Below are 17,981 nucleotides of genomic sequence, written 5' to 3'. Positions count from 1 at the left end.
ATGGTACGCTTTCTCGCCTTTACGATCATCGCGTTCCTGTTGCCGTTCATCGTCTATGGCGGCTGGCGCTTCATCACGGCCGGGATCACGCCGGGCAGCGAATCGTGGCCGATGAAGGTCTGGACGCGGCTCGCCGGCGCGGGTGCGGCGCTGATGCTGGTGTCGATCATCGTCCTGGTCTCCCTCTCCGGCGAGGGGGCGAAGAAGACCTATCATCCGGCGCGGATGGAGAACGGCCAGCTTGTTCCCGGGAGCTTTGATTGACTGAGACCGACCTGTCTTCGGCGCCTTTTCTGACAGATCCGCTGGTGAAGAAGGTGCTGGCGCTGCTTTCGAGCGACGGCGAGGAGGCGCGCGTCGTCGGCGGCGCCGTGCGCAATCATCTCATGGGCCTGCCGGATTGGGGCGATATCGACATTGCCACCACAGCACTGCCGGAGGAGGTCGTGCGCCGCGCCGAGGCCGCGGGTCTCAAGACAGCGCCGACCGGCATCGAGCATGGCACGGTCACCGTGATCGGCCATCACCGCATCGCCGAGGTGACGACGCTGCGCGTCGATGTCGAGACGGACGGGCGCCGCGCGACGGTACGGTTCGGCCGCGACTGGGAAGCGGATGCCGAGCGGCGCGACTTCACGATGAATGCGCTCTCGGTCGATGCCCATGGCCGGCTGCATGACACGGTCGGCGGTCTTGCCGATATCCGCGCGCGCCGCGTGCGCTTCATCGGCTCGGCCGATCGCCGGATCGCCGAGGACCGGCTGCGCGTGCTGCGCTTCTTCCGCTTTCATGCCGCCTATGGCGAAGGCGCGCCCGACGCGGTGGGGCTCGATGCCGCCATTCGCGCCCGGCAGACGCTTGGCGCGCTGTCGGCCGAGCGCATCGGGATCGAGATGCGCAAGCTCGTCGTCGCGCGCCGGGCTGCGGATACGATCGCCCTGATGCAGGAGAGCGGGATCCTGCCGCTCGTCGTGGCTGGCGTCGCCGATCTCGTGGCGTTCCGCCGCCTCTGCCTGTTCTTCGGCGGCGAAGGCCCGCCGGCGCTCCGCTTCGCCGTCGCCTTCGCGCGGATTGCCGAGGATGTCGAACGCATCGCGCGCCGTTTCCGCCTCTCGGGCAAGGAGCGGGACCGCATGCTGACAGCCATCGCCGCGCACCAGGTGCTGCAGGCGGGGGAGGGGGCGGGCGATCGCGCGAGCCTCTACCGGCTGGGCCGCGAGGCTTTCGCCGATGGGCTCGCCTATGGCGCGGCGCTCGGCCGGATTCCGGGCGAGGTCGCGCTCGGCCGGATGAAGGCCGTCGAGGGCTGGGCCGTTCCGTCGTTTCCGCTGTCCGGGCGCGACGTGGTCGAGCAGGGCGTCGATCGTGGCCCGCGCGTCGGTGTGCTGCTGCGCGACATCGAACGCTGGTGGATCGCCGAGGACTTCGCCCCGGACGCAGACGCGCTGCGCCGCCGGCTGCAGATGATGGTGGCGGCCCAGCAATAAAAAACCGGCGCCGCAAGGGCGCCGGTTTCGATCAGTCCGTTCAGCCGGGCGGAGCGGCCGGCATGCCGGTCAGTGCGCGATCTTCGACCAGATCTTGCGCTTGGTCGCGTAGAGCAGGCCGGCGAACACCAGCACGAAGATGATGACCTGGAAGCCGGTGCGCTTGCGCGCATCGAGATGCGGCTCGGCGGCCCACATCAGGAAGGCCGAGACGTCGCGGGCATACTGGTCCACAGTCTGCGGCGCGCCATCGGTGTAGGTCACCTGGCCGTCCGAGAGCGGCGGCGGCATGGCGATGGCCGGGCCGGCATTGAAGCCGACATTGTAATGCAGGCCGGGGCCGACGGTGACGCCGGGCGGCGGCTCCTTGTAGCCGGTCAGCAGGTTGTGGATGTAGTCCGGCCCGCCTTCCTGGTACTGCGTGAACACGTCCAACACGAACCAGGGGAAGCCGCGGTGCACGGCGCGCGCCTTCGCCATCAGCGAAAGGTCCGGCGGCGCCTTGCCATTATTGGCGGCGGCGGCGGCTTCCGGATTGGGGAAGGGCGCCGGGAAGCGGTCGGACAGGCGGCCCGGACGCTCGAACATGTCGCCGGCGTCGTTCGGCCCGTCCTGAACCTGGTAGCCAGCGGCCACGGCCTTGGCCTGCGCTTCCGTGAAATGCGGCCCGCCCTCATCCGCGAGATTGCGGAAGTGCAGGAAGTTCATGGAATGGCAGGAGGCGCAGACCTCCTTGTAGACCTGATAGCCGCGCTGCAGCTGGGCCGTGTCGTACTTGCCGAAGATGCCGGCAAACGACCAGGGCTCCATATGCGGATGGCGGATCGGGTAGGTCGGCACCGCTTCGGCGGCGGGGGCCGGCTCGCCCTCCGCAGCATTGGCGGACACCGTTCCGGCGAGGCAGGCCGCCGCCAGCAGCGAGGCGCCGAGGGCAAGGCCCAGCCTCGTGCGGGCGAAGGGGGCGGAGATCATCTTCATCATGGTCGATCCGTTTCCTGTCCCGTCGCTCACTTGGTCTGCGGCGCGGAAGGCGCCCCGGCCGTCACCGGCGCACCACCCTTGCCGAGCACCGATTCCGTGATGGAAGCGGGCAGCGGCCTCGGCTTCTCGAACAGGCCGAGCAGCGGAAGGATGACCAGGAAGTGCACGAAGTAATAGGCGGTGAGGATACGCCCGATGATCACATAGGCACCCTCGGGCGGCATGGCGCCGATATAGCCGAGGCCGACCGAGACCACCGCCCAGATCCAGAAGAACTGGCGGTAGAGCGGGCGGTAGTTCGCCGAGCGCACCTTGGACGTGTCGAGCCACGGCACGAGGAAGAGCACGGCGATGGCGCCGAACATCGCGATGACGCCGAACAGCTTGTCCGGGATCGAGCGCAGGATCGCGTAGAACGGCAGGAAGTACCATTCGGGCACGATATGCGCCGGCGTCACCAGCGGGTTCGCCTCGATGTAGTTGTCCGGATGGCCGAGATAGTTCGGCAGGAAGAACACGAACCACGAATAGAAGGCCAGGAACAGCACGAGGCCGAGCGCGTCCTTCACCGTGAAATAGGGGTGGAAGGGCAGCGTGTCCTGCTCGTCCTTCACCGAAACGCCGGTCGGATTGTTGGAGCCGGGGACGTGCAGCGCCCAGATGTGCAGCACCACGACGCCCGCGATGATGAAAGGCAGCAGATAATGCAGCGCGAAGAAGCGGTTCAGCGTCGGATTGTCGACCGAGAAGCCGCCCCACAGCCAGGTCACGATGGCCTCGCCGACGATCGGGATCGCCGAGAAGAGGTTGGTGATCACGGTGGCGCCCCAGAAGGACATCTGGCCCCAGGGCAGCACGTAGCCCATGAAACCGGTGGCCATCATGAGCAGGAAGATGATCATGCCGAGGATCCACAGCACCTCGCGCGGCGACTTGTAGGAGCCGTAATAGAGGCCGCGGAAGATGTGGATGTAGACGGCGATGAAGAACATCGACGCGCCGTTGGAATGCAGGTAGCGCAGCATCCAGCCGCCATTCACATCGCGCATGATCCCCTCGACCGAGGCGAAGGCGAGCGTGGTGTGCGGCGTGTAGTGCATGGCGAGCACCACGCCGGTCGCGATCTGGGCGACCAGCATGAAGGCGAGGATGCCGCCGAAGGTCCAGAAATAGTTCAGGTTCCGCGGATTCGGGAACACGATGAACGAGGAATGGATCAGCCCGCCGATCGGAAGGCGTGCTTCCAGCCATTTGAGGGCGGGATTGGTCGGCTCGTAGGACGAATGTCCGGACATGGTCTCAGTCTCTCCCCGTCAGCCGATGCGGATCTTGGTGTCGCTCAGGAACGAATAGACCGGGATGGCCATGTTCTCCGGCGCCGGGCCTTTGCGGATGCGTCCGGCCGTATCGTAGACCGAGCCGTGGCACGGGCAGAACCAGCCATGGTACTCGCCCTCCTGGCCGAGCGGGATGCAGCCGAGATGCGTGCACACATTGACCATGACGAACCAGTTTTCCTTGCCCTCGGCCGCGCGGTTCGCGTCGGTCGCCGGAGCGTCGGCGGGCAGGTTCGCGTTGCGCGCGATCGGGTCCTTGAGTTCGGAGAGCGCGGCCGCCTTGGCGTCGGCGATCTCCTGTTCCGTACGGTTGCGCACGACGACGGGCTTGCCGCGCCATTTCACGGTCACGGATTCGCCGGCCTGGATCGAACCGATGTCCACCTCGGACGTCGCCAGCGCAAGCGCCGATGCGTCGGGGTTCATCTGGTTGATAAAGGGCCACACCGTCGCCGCCAGGCCGACCGCTCCAACCGCACCGGTGGCGATGTAGAGGAAGTCGCGACGGGTCGGTTCTGCCGTAGCACTGGATGCCAAGATAACTCCCCTCTCTCAATACTTTCGGAGGCTATGCCCCCGGGACCGCTCCCCCGGCCCCGCTGCGGATAGCCGCTCGCCGGTGGTCGGCCGCAAGGCATGGGAGACGCACGGTCTCCCACCGCTCAGATTAGAAGCTGTTTAGCCACCGTCCGGCCACATTGTCCATAGAGCGCGGGGGCCATGCGCACATTGTCGCGGCAGCGCTCTCAGCCGGCGTCGTCCCGGCGGGCGATCGTGGCGAAACGCTCCAGCAGGCGTGCGAAATCGGCGAGGTCCTCATCCGACCACGCCGCGAAATGGGCGCCGAGAAGCGCGCGCTTGTGCTGCCGGGCCTCGCGGAGCAGCGTCTGGCCGCTTTCCGTGAGGCGCAGCGCGCTTCGCCGCCCGTCTTCTTGGGAGGCGACGCGGGCGACGAGGCCGCTCTTCACGGCGCTCGCGACGAGGCGGCTCGCCTGCGAAGGATCGACGCCCACCAGGCCCGCGACCGTCCCCACCGCGACATCCGATTCGTCGCCGCCGCGCGCGATCGCCTCGACGACTTCCATCACGGCCGCATCGACTCCCGCGCCGAGATCGGTCAGCACGCGGCGTCCGAGCGACCGGCGCGCCATCGAGCGGCGGATGCGGCCAAGTGATTCGTCGACCCGCGCGACATGGGCGGCGCGCCCGTCCTCGGCCGTCCCGACCGGTTCGTCCTCGTTCATCGTTTCCATGTCGCGCCCGTCCGCCATGCGCGCAGCCTAGCACGCCGGTCGCAAAGGCGCTTGCGAATTACGTGAAACAGACATATGCATGAGTAATGCATATAAATGCTATGCGCATGGAATACTGCCGCTCCAGATGGGCGGGGAAGGGGAGACTGGAATGACCGAATCGCTTTTGCCTGATCAGGGCGCGCTCTATCGCGTCGACAAGTTCGTGGTGCCGCCGGCGGCGCGCGCGGCCTTTCTCGAACGGGTCACCGCGACCCATGCCGTGCTGCGCGCCCAGCCCGGCTTCGTCCGCGACCTCGTGCTCGAGCAGAATGGCGGGCCGGGGGAGTTCAATGTCGTGACGCTGGTCGAATGGGAAAATGCCGGCGTGGTCGCGGCGGCCTCCGGGGCCGTGGCGCGGGCGCATGCCGCGGCCGGCTTCGACCGCCAGGCCTTCCTCGCCGCAAACGGCATCCGCGCCGACATCGCAAACTATGGCGCGCTTGCGCTCTGAAACGGAGAGGCCGCCGCCCGCCTGATGCGGATGGCGGCCTCTCATCTCATGCCGCGTCGAGGAAGCCGCCGGATTGGCGCCGCCACAGGCTGGCATAGAGCCCGTTCTGCCGCAGCAACTCGTCATGGCGGCCGGTCTCGACGATGCGGCCCTTGTCGAGCACGACGAGGCGGTCCATCGCCGCGATGGTGGAAAGCCGATGCGCGATCGCGATCACCGTCTTGTCGGCCATCAGCTCGGTGAAGCTCTCCTGGATCGCCGCCTCCACCTCCGAATCGAGCGCGCTGGTCGCCTCGTCCAGCACAAGGATCGGCGCGTCCTTCAGGAGGACGCGGGCGATCGCGATGCGCTGGCGCTGGCCGCCGGAGAGCTTGACGCCGCGCTCGCCGACATGGGCGTCGAGGCCGGTCCGGCCATGCGGATCCGAGAGGCCGTCGATAAAGCCGTCGGCATGGGCGCGCCGCGCCGCTTCCAGCACCTCGGCCTCGCTCGCGTCGGGCCGGCCATACAGGATGTTGTCGCGCACCGAGCGGTGGAGCAGGGAGGTGTCCTGCGTGACGAGGCCGATCCGCCGGCGGAGCGTATCCTGCGTCACCCCGGCAATGTCCTGGCCATCGATGCGGATCGTGCCGGCCTCGGTGTCGTAGAAGCGCAGCAGCAGGTTGACGAGCGTCGACTTGCCCGCGCCCGAGCGCCCGACGAGGCCGACCTTCTCGCCCGGCCGGATCGTCAGCGACAGATCCTCGATCACGCCGCCCTTCTTGCCGTAGTGGAAGTGCACCTTGTCGAAGCGGATCTCGCCCTTGTCGACGGCGATGTCCTTCGCGCCCGGCTTGTCGAGCAGCGCATAGGGCCTCGCGATCGTCTCCAGCCCCTCCTGCACCGTGCCCATCTGCTCGAAGATGCCGATCGACACCCACATGATCCAGCCGGACATGTTGGTGATGCGGATCGCGAGGCCGGAGGCGATGGCGATCGCGCCGAGCGAGATCGACGAGGACGACCAGAGGCTGACGGCGATGGCGCCGGTGCCCACGATCAGGATGCCGTTCAGCGTCGAGACGGTGGCGTTCATCAGCGTGATGAGCCGCGTCTCGCTGCGGAAGGTCTCGGTGTGCTCGACCAGGATGTCGCGGGCATAATCGTCCTCGCGGTCCGGATGGGCGAACAGCTTCACCGTCTGGATGTTGGTGTAGCTGTCGACGATCCGCCCGGTCAGGACCGAACGCACCTCGGACATCGCCGTCGCGCGATCGCGGATGCGCGGCACGAAATGGACCAGCGTCGCGACATAGCAGACGATCCACAGCGTGAGCGGAATCGTCAGCCGCCAGTCGGCATCGGCGAAGATGACCAGCGCCGAGATCGCGAAAATGATCACGAACCACAGCGCATCGATGATCTGCGTCACGGATTCCCGAAGCGCCGGGCCGGTCTGCACGATCTTCGACGCAATCCGCCCCGCGAAGTCGTTGGCGAAGAACGTCATCGACTGGCGCACGACATAATGATGCGTCTGCCAGCGGACGAGATTGGTGAAGGATGGCGCGATCGCCTGCTGGTTGACGAGGTCATGCACGACCTGCGCGATCGGCCGCGCGATCAGGATCACGAAGCCCATCCACAGGAACGTCGGACCGTAGTCGGCCAGGACGGCGCCCGGCGAGGTCGTGCGCAGGAGGTCAACGATCGAGCCGATATAGCGCATCATCGAGACCTCGATGAGTGACACGACGAGGCCGATGCCCATCAGCGCCAGCAACCAGGGCCAGACCTGCCGGCAATAGCGCAGATAGAAGCCGACGAGCGTCTGCGGCGGCATGCTCTCGTCATGCCGTTTGAACGGATCGATGCGGGTTTCGAAGAAACGGAACATGGCTGGGCTCCGAAGGCAGCACGGCCGGCGCCAACACGCGCGGAACCGGGAGCTGCCGGAATGAGACGGGCGCGCCGACGCGGGCAAAAGCCCTGCGGCGCGCGAACGGAACTGGAAACGTGGGGAACAGAGAAAGGGCGGTCGTCGAAGGCTCGACCGGATTTCGCTGCGGGTTTGAGCTAGTGGCGCGCGGCCAGTGCTTCAAACGGACGACGTTCGGCGCGGACAGCGGAGTGATTGAACTTCATCCAGCCCTCCATGGCTCGAAATCGCCCGCGCCCATCGCGGCGAGAAATACAACTTCGCTTATAGCCACGCCGGCGCAAATTGCGACCGCCTTTCGGGCCCGAAAGCGCGCATTGGCGCGCCCTGTTGCCGAATCGCGACAGGAGTAGGCGCAGTCTTCCCAGTCGCCGATGACATAAGCCCGGCCCCATGCATAGGCGTCATCCCGGCGAAAGCCGGGATCCATACAGCCGCTGCATCGGGGGCGCGAGCATGATGGCGATGGACCTGAGTGCCCCAAAGACGCCCTAGCATGTCTGGTCTGCACCATTCGACACCTATTCGAACGGCTTCAGGCTGAATGGACCCCGGCTTTCGCCGGGGTGACGCCGGAGAGGGTGTTGACGGCGGAGCGTTGGGGAGGCCGAGCGTCGCAAGCCGGTCGATCGTGACCGAGCCTGTCGGTCGAGCGCTACTCCGCCGCGATCTCGTGCGGGGCGCGGTCGCCGAGGAAGCCGCCGGACTGGCGGGCCCAGAGCTGGGCGTAGAGCCCCTGGCGTTCCAAGAGTTCGGCATGCGTGCCCATCTCGATGATGCGGCCCTCGTCCATGACGACGAGGCGGTCCATCGCCGCGATGGTCGAGAGACGGTGCGCGATCGCGATCACCGTCTTTCCGTCCATGAGGCTGGTCAGTTGCTCCTGGATCACCGCCTCGATCTCGGAATCGAGCGCGCTGGTTGCCTCGTCGAGCACGAGGATCGGCGCATCCTTCAGGAGGACTCGGGCGATCGCGATGCGCTGGCGCTGGCCGCCGGAGAGCTTGACGCCGCGCTCGCCGACATGGGCGTCGAGCCCCTTGCGGCCGCGCGGATCGACGAGGCCGGCGATGAAGCCGTCGGCGGCGGCGCGCCGCATCGCCGTCTCGATCTCGGTATCGTCGGCATCGGGCCGGCCGAAGCGGATATTGTCGCGGATCGAGCGGTTGAGCAGCGCCGTATCCTGCGTGACGACGCCGATCGCGGCGCGCAGCGACGCCTGCGTGACGGTCGAGACATCCTGTCCGTCGATGCGGATCGCGCCGGATTCGAGATCGTAAAGCCGCAGCATCAGGCTGACCAGGGTGGTCTTGCCCGCGCCGGAGCGACCGACGAGGCCGATGCGCTCGCCCGGCTTCACCACGAGGTCGACATCGCGCAGCACGGTCTTGCCGCCATCATAGGAGAAGCGGACATGGTCGAAGGCGATCTCGCCCTGCGTCACGACCAGTTCGCTCGCATCCTCGCGGTCGACCAGCCCATGCGGGCGGGCAATGGTGCGCATGCCGTCCTCGACCGTGCCGACATTGTCGAACAGGCCCGTGAGCGTCATCATCACGCGGCCGGACATGACGGTGAGGCGCATGACGAGGCCGAGCGCCACAGCCGTCTCGCCGGGGCTCATGCGGCCGACCAGCCACAGATGCAGGGCGAGCGCGCCGGTCGCGCCGATCAGCAGCGCGTTCGAGGTATGGAGCAGCGCGGCCAGCGTGGTCAGCAGGCGGTTCTGGTCGAGCTGGCGGCCAGTCTGCTCGGCGATCGCGCTCCGCGCCGTTTCCTCCTCGCGGCCGTCGCGGGCGAAGAGCTTCACGGTCTGGATGTTGCCGTAGATATCGGCGAGCTTGCCCGTCAGCAGCGAGCGCGCTTCGGAGGCGGCGGCCGCCCGCCGCCGCACGCGCGGCACGAAATAGAAGGCGACGCTCGCGAAGGCGGCGATCCAAAGCGCCAGCGGCACCACCATCCAGACATCGACGCTGAGGAAAATCACGAAGGCCGAGGCGACGAAGACGACGATGACCCACATGAAGTCGATCACCTGGGTGAGCGACTGGGTCACCGACGAGCCGGTCTGGACGATCTTGGTGACGATGCGCCCGGAGAAATCGTTCTGGAAGAAGGCGTAGGACTGGCCGAGCACGTGCAGGTGGTTGAGCCAGCGGATGCGCGCGGTCAGCGCCGGAGGCAGGATCTGGTTCGAGAGCACGATCTGCGTGATGGTCGCGAGCGGGCGCAGCACCACGACGACGAGCGCCATGCCGGCGAGCTGCCAGCCATATTCCGTGAGGAAGTTCGCCGCGGTGCCCTTGCTCATCATGTCGACGAGGCGGCCGATATAGGCGTAGATCGCGACCTCGGCGAGCGAGACGGCGAGGCCGGCCGCCAGCAGCGCGACGATATAGGGCCAGACGGGCTGCAGGAAAAAACGATAGAACGCGATGAGGCGGCCGGGCGGCGATTGCGCGTCGACGGCGAAGGGGTCGATCAGATGTTCGAAAAAGCGAAGCATCGCCGCGTTTCTAGTCCCGTTTCCTGCGCCGGGCGCCCGGCCTGAGCGCCTTCGTCATGCCGCGCATCGTCCTCTACCAGCCCGACATTCCGCACAATACGGGCGCGATCCTGCGATTCGCGGCCTGTCTCGACATCGGTGTCGACCTGATCGAGCCGGCCGGCTTCGATCTTTCCGATCGTGGCCTGAAGCGCGCCGGCATGGACTATGTGGAGCAGGCCATGCTCACCCGCCACCCTTCGTTCGAAACATTCGAGACGGCGCGGCGGGAATCGGGCGGTCGCTTCATCCTCTTTACCACGCGGGCCAGCCGAGCCTATTTCGACTTCGACTTTTGCACCGGCGACCATCTCGTCTTCGGGCGCGAGAGCGCCGGGGTGCCGGATTTCGTGCATGAGCGGGCGGATGAACGCCTCCTCGTGCCGATGCGGCCGGGGCTTCGATCGATCAATCTCGCCATGACGGTCGCGCTCGCCACCGCCGAGGCGCTGCGCCAGACGGGCGGCTTCCCCGAGCCTGGCGGCGAAAGGACGGACGGATGAGCGAGACGGAGAGGCTGGAGGCCGAGAAGGCCGCGGCCACGCGCTGGTTTGCCGAATTGCAGGGCGCGATCATCGCCGCCTTCGAGACGCTCGAGGACGAGGCGCCGTCCTTCCATGCCGGCGCGCCGGGCCGCTTCTTGAAGACGCCGTGGCAGCGCACGGATCACGCCGGCGGCGATGGCGGCGGCGGCACCATGGCGCTGATGCATGGGCGGCTGTTCGAGAAGGTCGGCGTGCATGTGTCGACCGTGCATGGCAGCTTCGCGCCGGAGTTCGCGGCGCAGATTCCCGGCGCCGACCAGGATCCGCGCTTCTGGGCGGCCGGCATCTCGCTGATCGCGCATATGGCGAATCCCAACGTGCCGACCGTGCATATGAACACGCGCATGGTTGTCACCACGCGGCAATGGTTCGGCGGCGGGGCGGACCTGACGCCGTTCCTCGGGCGGCGGCGCACGCAGGAGGACGCCGATTCGGTGCGCTTCCACGCGGCGATGCGGCAGGCCTGCGAGCGCCACGCTGTCGCCGACTACGGCCGCTACAAGGAATGGTGCGACACCTATTTCTACCTGAAGCACCGCGCCGAGCCGCGCGGCATTGGCGGCATCTTCTATGACGGGCTGAATTCTGGCGATTTCGCCGCCGATTTCGCCTTCACGCAGGATGTCGGCCGCGCCTTCCTCGACGTCTACCCGCAGATCGTGCGCGCCAATTACGGGTCGCCGTGGACGGAGGCCGACCGCGAGGAGCAGCTTGTGCGGCGCGGACGCTATGTCGAGTTCAATCTCATCTATGATCGCGGCACGATCTTCGGTTTGAAGACCGGCGGCAATGTCGATTCGATCCTGTCGTCGATGCCGCCTGTGGTGAAATGGCCGTGACATCCTCGGGGAGCGAAGCATGACGAAGGCGGTTCTCGGCATCATCGGCGGGTCGGGCCTTTATGACCTGCCGGGCCTCGAGGAGGCGGAATGGCGCGATGTGGCGAGCCCCTGGGGCACGCCGTCGGACCAACTCCGCTTCGGGCGGATCGGCGAGACGCAAATCGTCTTCCTGCCGCGCCATGGCCGTGGCCATCGCCTGTCGCCGTCGGGGATCGATTACCGCGCCAATATCGACGCGCTGAAGCGCGCGGGCGTGACCGACCTCATCTCCGTCTCGGCCGTCGGCTCGCTTAAGCAGGAGCTCTTTCCCGGCGACTTCATCATCGTCGACCAGTTCATCGACAAGACGGTGGCGCGCGTCTCGTCCTTCTTCGGCAATGGCTGCGTCGCGCATGTCTCGCTGGCGCATCCCGTGGCGCCGAAGCTGGTGGAGCGCATCCGCATGGCGGCCGTCGCCGAGGCGATCGACCATCATGTCGGCGGCACCTATGTCTGCATGGAGGGGCCGCAATTCTCCTCCGCCGCCGAATCGCACCTGCATCGCAGCTGGGGCGCGGATGTCATCGGCATGACCAACATGCCGGAGGCGAAGCTCGCCCGCGAGGCCGAGATCTCCTATGCCACCATCGCCATGGTGACGGATTATGACGGCTGGCACCCCAATCACGACGCGGTCACGGTCGATCAGGTCATCGCGGTGCTGAACGACAATCGCGACAAGGCGCAGCGGCTCGTCGCCCGCCTGGCGCGCGATTTTCCTGCCGAGCATGAGCCCTGTCCGATCGGCTCGGACCGCGCGCTCGACCATGCGATCATGACCGCGCCGGCCGCGCGCGATCCGATCCTTCTTGCCAAGCTCGACGCCATTGCGGGGCGGGTCCTCTGAGCGGGAGCATCGCGTCGCTCTGGACGCGGGCGCCAAGCTGAGGCAAGCCTAGCCACCAACTCTTCCATGATGCGAAAGCCAGCATGAGCCCCGTCCCCTTCGACATCGCCGCCGCGATCCGCACCATTCCGGACCATCCCTCGCCGGGAATCCTGTTTCGCGACATCACCACGCTGCTCGGCGATGCGCGCGCCTTCCGCCGCACGGTCGACGAACTGGTCCAGCCCTGGGCCGGGGCCAAGATCGACAAGGTGGCCGGCATCGAGGCGCGCGGCTTCATCGTCGGCGGCGCGGTCGCGCACCAGCTTTCGGCCGGCTTCGTGCCGATCCGCAAGAAGGGCAAGCTGCCCTGGAAGACCGTGAGCACGACCTATGCGCTCGAATACGGCACCGATCAGATCGAGATGCATATCGATGCGATCGCGCCCGGCGAGCGGGTCCTGCTCGTCGACGACCTGATCGCGACCGGCGGTACCGCCGAGGCGGCGGTGAAGCTGCTGCGGGAGATGGGCGCCGTGGTCGAGGCGGCCTGCTTCATCATCGACCTGCCGGCGCTCGGCGGTGCGGACAAGCTGCGCGCGCTCGGCGTGCCGATCCGCACGCTCGTCAGCTTCGAGGGGCATTGACCGTGGCGGATTTCTCCATCGTTCTCGGCACGCGGATCTGGTCGACCTGGTCGATGCGGCCCTGGCTGGTGCTGCACCGGACCGGCGCCTCCTTCGACGAGACGGTGATTCGCCTGCGCGCCGACGATACGGTCGCGCAGGTCGCGGCCGTCAGCCCGTCCGGCCTGGTCCCGCTCCTGACCGATCACCGTTTCGGCGCGCCGATCCAGGTCTGGGATTCGCTGGCGATCTGCGAATATCTGGCCGAGTCATTCCCCGAGAAGAATTTATGGCCTGCCGATCGCGCGGCGCGGGCCGTGGCCCGCTCGGTGTCGGCGGAAATGCATTCGGGCTTTGCGCGCCTCCGCCATTCCCTGGCCATGGATCTCTTCGCCGAGAAGCCGGGCGAGGGCTATGGCGACGAGGGCGTCGCGGCGCAGGTCGCCCGGATCGACGCGATCTTCCGCGATTGCCGCGCCCGGTTCGGCGCGAGCGGTCCCTATCTCTTCGGCGCCTGGTCGATCGCCGATGCGATGTTCGCGCCGGTCGCGAGCCGCTTCAGGACCTATCGTCCGCCGCTCTCCGATGTCGCGGCCGGCTATGTCGAGACGATCACCGGCGATGCCGGCTTCCGGGCCTGGGAAGATGCGGCCCGTCGCGAGTTGTGACGTGCGGGCCACAATGCGCGCATTGCCCCTATCCGGCCTTACCAGCAGGGCTCCGAGCCTGTACCATCGCGACGCGCTCGGGATGACTGAATGAATTCGTTCTTCGACATTTTCAGGTGGGATCGCTTCGTTTCGTCGAGCGCGGTCGAGGTGCTGTTCTGGCTTCTGGCCGGGCTCTCGATCCTCGGTGGAGCCTATGGCGTCATCACCGGTGTTCAGCTGCTCGCTTCCGACGAGGCGCGCGGGCTGATCGCGATCGCCGGCTCGATCATCGGCGGCGTCGCCGGCATGGTGCTGGCGCGCATCCTGTGCGAGGCGGTCGTGATCCTGTTCCGGGTCAATGACAGCCTGGCCGATATCGCCGACCGCATTGCCGAGACGGCGGTCCAGGATGAGATCGACCCCGTGCGGACCGAGCGTCGCGCCGCCGAGACGGCGCGGCCATCTTCCGGCCGACAGGAGCGGCGCGAGCCGCTCGCCGTGGAGCTCGCCGCGATCGACCATCGCGTGGCCGCCGCCGAGGCGCTGGACGACCGCCTGCCCGAGCCGCGTCTGGCCGAGCCGCGCGGCTGGGACCAGCGCGGCGCCGAACCGCGCCATCCCGAAGCCCGTCATCCCGAAGCCCGTCATGGCGAGCCGCGCCGCGTCGAGCCGCGCGCCATCGAGCCGCGTCCGGCCGAGCCCCGTTCCTGGGAGGTTCGCGCGCCGGAGCCGCGGGTCGCCGAGCCGCACCGCGCCGAGCCGCGCGCCGCGGATCTGCCGCCGCAGCGTGGCGAGGATCCGCGCAATGGCGAGGTGAGGCGACCGGCCCAGCGTTATGCCGAGCCGCGCCGCGGCGAACCGCATCCGCCCGAGCCGCAGCCCGAGCCGCGGCATGCGGACGCGCGCTTCGAACCGCGTCCGTCTGCCGAATCCCGTGGTGTCGAGAACCGGGGTGCCGAGGTCCGCCGCTATGAATCGCGCAGCGGCGAATCGCGCTACGGCGAAGGGCGCGCGCGTGACGCTGCGCCGAGCGACCATGCCGATTTCGTGCCGCCCTCGCGGCAGGAGAGCCATCCGGCGGACCATCGCCCCGGATCCTCGCGCCTTCCGGCCGAGCGCGATCCGGCGCGTGCACATGAGCCGCCGGCCGCCACGCGTCCGCTGCCCGGTGGCCTCCGTGAATTGCCGAGTCCGCGGCCGCCCGAGACGCGGGATACGTCGATCCAGCGCCCGGTCGCGCATGAGCCGCGGCACCCCGAGCCCCGTCCGCTTCCGCCGGCACCGGCCGCCAAGGTTTCGTTACCCCCGGCCGATAAGGCACCGCCCATCCAGGCGGAACCGGCAATCCATCGTGAGGAGGCGCCGGCGCGCGACGCGATCGAGGCGCACGAGCCGCATGGCGGCCAGGATGATCGGCCTGCGCCTGCGCCTCAGGCGGTGGAACGCAGCGCTGCGGAGTCGCCGGCCGCTGCGGTCGTCGCCCCGGAGGGCCCGCCCGAGCCTGCCAAGCCGCGCGGCGAGGGCCGTGGCACGGAAGGCAAGCCGCGCGAGGGCCGGGCGTCGCGCCGCGGCAAGTCGGCTCACTCGCAGAAATCAGGCCCCGGCCAGACCCCGCCCAAATCCGGCGACGCCGCCTGACCGGGCGCGTTCGCGCGCGGAGCCGTGCGGGATAGCGCCGAGCGCCCGACGGACCTCGTCAGGCGGTGGAAGGCAGCCTGCAGGCCATCTCCTCGCGCACGCCGCCAGCAGGCCTGGATTGCCGGGTCGAGCCCGGCAATGACTCGCGTGGTGTGTCGGCAGATGGCGAAGGTGGCGCGCGGGCAGCGTGCTGCCCGGCGTGGCAGACTCAGGTGTTGAAGCGGAAGAGCAGCACGTCGCCGTCGGCGACGACATATTCCTTGCCTTCGTCGCGCGCCCGGCCGGCTTCCTTGGCGCCAGCCTCGCCGCCGAACTTGACGTAATCGTCATAGGCGATCGTCTGGGCGCGGATGAAGCCGCGCTCGAAATCGGAATGGATCACGCCGGCGGCCTGCGGGGCCTTGGTCCCGACGGGGATCGTCCAGGCGCGCGCTTCCTTCGGGCCGACCGTGAAATAGGTGATCAGGCCGAGCAGCGCATAGCCGGCACGGATCAGACGGTCGAGGCCGGGCTCTTCGAGGCCGAGCGTCTCGAGGAATTCCTTCTGCTCCTCGGGCGCCAGCTGGGCGATCTCGGATTCGATCGCGGCCGAGATCACGACGCAGCCCGCGCCTTCGCGCGCGGCCATCTCCTCGACACGCTTTGAGTAGGCGTTGCCGGTCGCGGCCGAGGCTTCCTCGACATTGCAGACATAGAGAACCGGCTTCGACGTCAGAAGGTTGAGCGCTTCGAAGGCGCCGCGATCCTCGTCGGCGACCTTGACGAGGCGGGCCGGCTTGCCCTCGCGCAGGAGCGCGAGCGCGGCATCCATCAGCTCGACCTGGTGCTTGGCTTCCTTGTCGTTCGCGGCGCGCTTCCGGAGCGGCGCGACACGGCGCTCGAGGCTGTCGAGATCGGCCAGCATCAGCTCGGTCTCGACCGTCTCGGCGTCCGCGACCGGATCGATCCGGTTCTCGACATGGGTGATGTCGCCATCCTCGAAGCACCGCAGCACATGTGCGATCGCGTCGACTTCGCGGATATTGGCGAGGAACTGGTTGCCGAGCCCTTCGCCCTTCGACGCGCCGCGCACCAGGCCGGCGATGTCGACGAAGGTGAGGCGCGTCGGCACGATCTCCTTCGACTTGCCGATCACGACCAGCGTGTCGAGGCGGGGATCCGGCACCGCGACCTCGCCGGTGTTCGGCTCGATCGTGCAGAACGGATAATTCGCGGCCTGCGCCGCCGCCGTCTTGGTCAGCGCGTTGAACAAGGTCGACTTGCCGACATTCGGCAGGCCGACGATACCGCATTTGAAGCCCATGGTGCTTTCTCAGTTCATCAGGGCTTCGAGGCCCTGTTCATCACGGAATAAATCGACGATGCGCATACCATCAATCACGCGCCCATGCTCCAGATCTTCCGTCACGAACAGCCCGCAATTCGCTTTCAGCGCCGAAGAGAGCATAACGCAGTCCCACCAGGCGAAGCCGGTGGCGTCCTGAACCTCCCAGCCCTTAGCGGTCGTGGAGGCGTCGATCGGTGCCGTGCAGCTCGGCAGGAGCGATCCGATGAACCGGCGCGCATCCGGCCTCGGCATGATTTTCCGGCGATCCGTCAGCACGCGATAGCACTCGTTCAGGGTCTGAGGACTCGTGACCAGCCGATGCGACAGGGCTGCAAGGCGGACGAAATTAGCCGCCTTGATCCTTTTCGTCGGTTCGTTGGGATCGAGGCTGTAGATCAGAATGTTGCTGTCGACGAAGATCCCGGTCGTCATAGAGGTCATCCCTCCTGGGCATATTGGCAGCGATGCCGGGATACCCAGGTCCCGACAAGAAGGATTCGAGATCGGTCAACGAATAGGCGGCGTGGCGCATGTCGTTCTCCAGCCTTTCGCCCAGCCAGCGCGACAGGCTCTTGCCGGCCTTGGCCGCTTCGACGCGGGCCCATTGGGCGACCTTCTCGTCGAGAGTGATGGTGACGTTCTTCATGGCGGTTCCGGCACGAACTTCGTGTGACACGGATTTCGTGTCTTCGTGTCGCCTTGTCAAGGCGATGCGTCAGTCGCCCTTGCCGAAGAGGCGCTTCAGCCCCGCAGCGAAGGGGCTGTCGGACGTCTTTTCCGCCTGGAGCCCGCTGGCCTTCGGGGCAGGGGCCTGCGGCGCGGACGGGGAAGTCATGTCGCCGTTCGGCTTGTCGGACGCCTTGGCCTTGTCGGAAGGCGCCGCCTTGCCCGGTGCCGCCGCCTTGGGCTCGCTGCGATGCAGGCGGTTGGCGAAGGTGCTGTCCTTGTCGTCGGCGAGCAGGGGAGCGGCGTCGGCGATGGCGTCCATCAGGCCGTTGACCCATTCCTCGGCTTCGGCGCGCGAGAAATCATGCAGCACATGCGCATGGACGAGTTCCTTGGCGCCGGGATGGCCGATGCCGAGCCGCAGGCGGCGATAATCGTCGCCGAGATGGGCGCTGATCGAGCGCAGGCCATTGTGGCCGCCATGCCCGCCGCCCGCCTTCATGCGCGTCTTGCCCGGCGGCAGGTCGAGCTCGTCATGGATCACGACGATATCGGCATTGGGGATCTTGAGGAAGCGCGCGGCCTCGGCAACGGCCCGGCCGCTGTCGTTCATATAGGTCTGCGGCTTCATGAGGAGCACCTTGCGACCGGCAAGCGTGCCCTCGGCCACTTCGGCATGAAAGCGCGAGCGCCAGGGAGAGAAGCCATGGCGGCGGTGGATGGCATCCGCCGCCATGAAGCCGATATTGTGCCGGTTCAGCGCATACTGGCCACCGGGATTGCCGAGGCCAACGATGAGGAGCATGGA

19 protein-coding genes are annotated in these 17,981 nt (G+C 67.5%); 9 read left to right on the top strand and 10 right to left on the bottom strand.

Annotated elements, in window-relative coordinates; translation table 11 throughout:
• Positions 1-264 carry a DUF6111 family protein gene (locus tag GGR25_RS20885; RefSeq protein WP_183400799.1) on the top strand — a complete coding sequence of 88 codons (264 nt, stop codon included), beginning with the start codon at positions 1-3 and terminating at the stop codon, positions 262-264.
• Positions 261-1,487, top strand: a complete 1,227-nt coding sequence (locus GGR25_RS20880; RefSeq protein WP_183400798.1) for a CCA tRNA nucleotidyltransferase — start codon at positions 261-263, stop codon at positions 1,485-1,487. Before GGR25_RS20885 ends, GGR25_RS20880 begins: the two co-directional genes overlap by 4 nt.
• 69 nt (positions 1,488-1,556) lie before the next feature.
• Here GGR25_RS20880 and GGR25_RS20875 read toward each other — a convergent pair whose 3' ends face one another.
• From GGR25_RS20875 to GGR25_RS20860, 4 genes are all read right to left on the bottom strand, one after another.
• Complete coding sequence (locus tag GGR25_RS20875) at positions 1,557-2,465, bottom strand: cytochrome c1 (RefSeq protein WP_380146551.1); 909 nt, start codon at positions 2,463-2,465, stop codon at positions 1,557-1,559.
• A gap of 29 nt (positions 2,466-2,494) precedes the next feature.
• The gene (locus tag GGR25_RS20870) at positions 2,495-3,763 is read right to left on the bottom strand and encodes a cytochrome b (RefSeq protein ID WP_183400796.1); all 1,269 of its coding nucleotides are present in this window, start codon (positions 3,761-3,763) and stop codon (positions 2,495-2,497) included.
• Positions 3,764-3,781: 18 nt separating this feature from the next.
• Positions 3,782-4,342, bottom strand: coding sequence for a ubiquinol-cytochrome c reductase iron-sulfur subunit (gene petA, locus GGR25_RS20865; RefSeq protein WP_183400795.1), 561 nt, complete (start codon positions 4,340-4,342; stop codon positions 3,782-3,784).
• A gap of 209 nt (positions 4,343-4,551) precedes the next feature.
• Positions 4,552-5,058 (bottom strand): MarR family winged helix-turn-helix transcriptional regulator, encoded by a 507-nt coding sequence (locus GGR25_RS20860; protein WP_183400794.1) that lies wholly within the window; start codon positions 5,056-5,058, stop codon positions 4,552-4,554.
• Positions 5,059-5,209: 151 nt separating this feature from the next.
• On the opposite strand from GGR25_RS20860, the gene GGR25_RS20855 reads away from it, so the two are divergent.
• Entirely contained in the window at positions 5,210-5,551 is a 342-nt protein-coding gene (locus GGR25_RS20855; RefSeq protein WP_183400793.1) for an antibiotic biosynthesis monooxygenase family protein, read from the top strand.
• Between the two features lie 46 nt (positions 5,552-5,597).
• On the opposite strand, the gene GGR25_RS20850 is transcribed toward GGR25_RS20855, so the two are convergent.
• Complete coding sequence (locus GGR25_RS20850) at positions 5,598-7,427, bottom strand: ABC transporter ATP-binding protein (protein ID WP_183400792.1); 1,830 nt, start codon at positions 7,425-7,427, stop codon at positions 5,598-5,600.
• 697 nt (positions 7,428-8,124) lie between these two features.
• Complete coding sequence (locus GGR25_RS20845; protein WP_183400791.1) at positions 8,125-9,975, bottom strand: ABC transporter ATP-binding protein; 1,851 nt, start codon at positions 9,973-9,975, stop codon at positions 8,125-8,127.
• Positions 9,976-10,031: 56 nt separating this feature from the next.
• Here GGR25_RS20845 and GGR25_RS20840 point away from each other — a divergent pair, with 56 nt between their 5' ends.
• The 6 genes from GGR25_RS20840 (at position 10,032) to GGR25_RS20815 (ending at position 15,180) form a co-directional block, all read left to right on the top strand.
• Positions 10,032-10,517 (top strand): tRNA (cytidine(34)-2'-O)-methyltransferase, encoded by a 486-nt coding sequence (locus GGR25_RS20840; protein ID WP_183400790.1) that lies wholly within the window; start codon positions 10,032-10,034, stop codon positions 10,515-10,517.
• On the top strand, positions 10,514-11,398 hold the full coding sequence (hemF, locus tag GGR25_RS20835; RefSeq protein ID WP_183400789.1) for an oxygen-dependent coproporphyrinogen oxidase: 885 nt from the start codon (positions 10,514-10,516) through the stop codon (positions 11,396-11,398). Before GGR25_RS20840 ends, hemF begins: the two co-directional genes overlap by 4 nt.
• 19 nt (positions 11,399-11,417) lie before the next feature.
• Entirely contained in the window at positions 11,418-12,287 is an 870-nt protein-coding gene (locus tag GGR25_RS20830; RefSeq protein ID WP_183400788.1) for an S-methyl-5'-thioadenosine phosphorylase, read from the top strand.
• A gap of 83 nt (positions 12,288-12,370) precedes the next feature.
• The gene (locus tag GGR25_RS20825; RefSeq protein ID WP_183400787.1) at positions 12,371-12,913 is read left to right on the top strand and encodes an adenine phosphoribosyltransferase; all 543 of its coding nucleotides are present in this window, start codon (positions 12,371-12,373) and stop codon (positions 12,911-12,913) included.
• Between the two features lie 2 nt (positions 12,914-12,915).
• Positions 12,916-13,560, top strand: a complete 645-nt coding sequence (locus GGR25_RS20820) for a glutathione S-transferase (protein ID WP_343068126.1) — start codon at positions 12,916-12,918, stop codon at positions 13,558-13,560.
• A 90-nt stretch (positions 13,561-13,650) separates the two neighbouring features.
• Positions 13,651-15,180: a DUF4282 domain-containing protein gene (locus GGR25_RS20815; protein ID WP_183400786.1), complete on the top strand. Its 1,530-nt coding sequence runs from the start codon at positions 13,651-13,653 to the stop codon at positions 15,178-15,180.
• A 208-nt stretch (positions 15,181-15,388) separates the two neighbouring features.
• Here the strand turns inward: GGR25_RS20815 and ychF are convergent, their stop codons facing one another.
• The 4 genes from ychF to pth form a co-directional block, all read right to left on the bottom strand.
• Positions 15,389-16,483 (bottom strand): redox-regulated ATPase YchF, encoded by a 1,095-nt coding sequence (ychF, locus tag GGR25_RS20810; protein ID WP_183400785.1) that lies wholly within the window; start codon positions 16,481-16,483, stop codon positions 15,389-15,391.
• A 9-nt stretch (positions 16,484-16,492) separates the two neighbouring features.
• On the bottom strand, positions 16,493-16,939 hold the full coding sequence (locus GGR25_RS20805; RefSeq protein ID WP_183400784.1) for a PIN domain-containing protein: 447 nt from the start codon (positions 16,937-16,939) through the stop codon (positions 16,493-16,495).
• Positions 16,854-17,153: a hypothetical protein gene (locus GGR25_RS20800; protein WP_183400783.1), complete on the bottom strand. Its 300-nt coding sequence runs from the start codon at positions 17,151-17,153 to the stop codon at positions 16,854-16,856. The genes GGR25_RS20805 and GGR25_RS20800 overlap by 86 nt, the downstream gene beginning before the upstream one ends.
• A gap of 69 nt (positions 17,154-17,222) precedes the next feature.
• On the bottom strand, positions 17,223-17,978 hold the full coding sequence (pth, locus tag GGR25_RS20795; RefSeq protein ID WP_183400782.1) for an aminoacyl-tRNA hydrolase: 756 nt from the start codon (positions 17,976-17,978) through the stop codon (positions 17,223-17,225).
• Between the last annotated feature and the right edge of the window lie 3 nt (positions 17,979-17,981).

It is taken from the genome of Kaistia hirudinis (assembly GCF_014196455.1).
Classification (GTDB): Bacteria; Pseudomonadota; Alphaproteobacteria; order Rhizobiales; family Kaistiaceae; genus Kaistia; species Kaistia hirudinis.
The sequence above is the reverse complement of the archived record's forward strand: the minus strand, read 5'-3'. Positions and strand labels throughout refer to the sequence as shown.

Coding starts and splice junctions, on each gene's coding strand:
- GGR25_RS20885 (WP_183400799.1), top strand. CDS start 1: ATGGTACGCTTTCTCGCCTTTACGATCATCGCGTTCCTGTTGCCGTTC.
- GGR25_RS20875 (WP_380146551.1), bottom strand. CDS start 2,465: ATGAAGATGATCTCCGCCCCCTTCGCCCGCACGAGGCTGGGCCTTGCC.
- GGR25_RS20870 (WP_183400796.1), bottom strand. CDS start 3,763: ATGTCCGGACATTCGTCCTACGAGCCGACCAATCCCGCCCTCAAATGG.
- GGR25_RS20860 (WP_183400794.1), bottom strand. CDS start 5,058: ATGGAAACGATGAACGAGGACGAACCGGTCGGGACGGCCGAGGACGGG.
- GGR25_RS20855 (WP_183400793.1), top strand. CDS start 5,210: ATGACCGAATCGCTTTTGCCTGATCAGGGCGCGCTCTATCGCGTCGAC.
- GGR25_RS20850 (WP_183400792.1), bottom strand. CDS start 7,427: ATGTTCCGTTTCTTCGAAACCCGCATCGATCCGTTCAAACGGCATGAC.
- GGR25_RS20845 (WP_183400791.1), bottom strand. CDS start 9,975: ATGCTTCGCTTTTTCGAACATCTGATCGACCCCTTCGCCGTCGACGCG.
- GGR25_RS20840 (WP_183400790.1), top strand. CDS start 10,032: ATGCCGCGCATCGTCCTCTACCAGCCCGACATTCCGCACAATACGGGC.
- hemF (WP_183400789.1), top strand. CDS start 10,514: ATGAGCGAGACGGAGAGGCTGGAGGCCGAGAAGGCCGCGGCCACGCGC.
- GGR25_RS20830 (WP_183400788.1), top strand. CDS start 11,418: ATGACGAAGGCGGTTCTCGGCATCATCGGCGGGTCGGGCCTTTATGAC.
- GGR25_RS20825 (WP_183400787.1), top strand. CDS start 12,371: ATGAGCCCCGTCCCCTTCGACATCGCCGCCGCGATCCGCACCATTCCG.
- GGR25_RS20815 (WP_183400786.1), top strand. CDS start 13,651: ATGAATTCGTTCTTCGACATTTTCAGGTGGGATCGCTTCGTTTCGTCG.
- ychF (WP_183400785.1), bottom strand. CDS start 16,483: ATGGGCTTCAAATGCGGTATCGTCGGCCTGCCGAATGTCGGCAAGTCG.
- GGR25_RS20805 (WP_183400784.1), bottom strand. CDS start 16,939: ATGACGACCGGGATCTTCGTCGACAGCAACATTCTGATCTACAGCCTC.
- GGR25_RS20800 (WP_183400783.1), bottom strand. CDS start 17,153: ATGAAGAACGTCACCATCACTCTCGACGAGAAGGTCGCCCAATGGGCC.
- pth (WP_183400782.1), bottom strand. CDS start 17,978: ATGCTCCTCATCGTTGGCCTCGGCAATCCCGGTGGCCAGTATGCGCTG.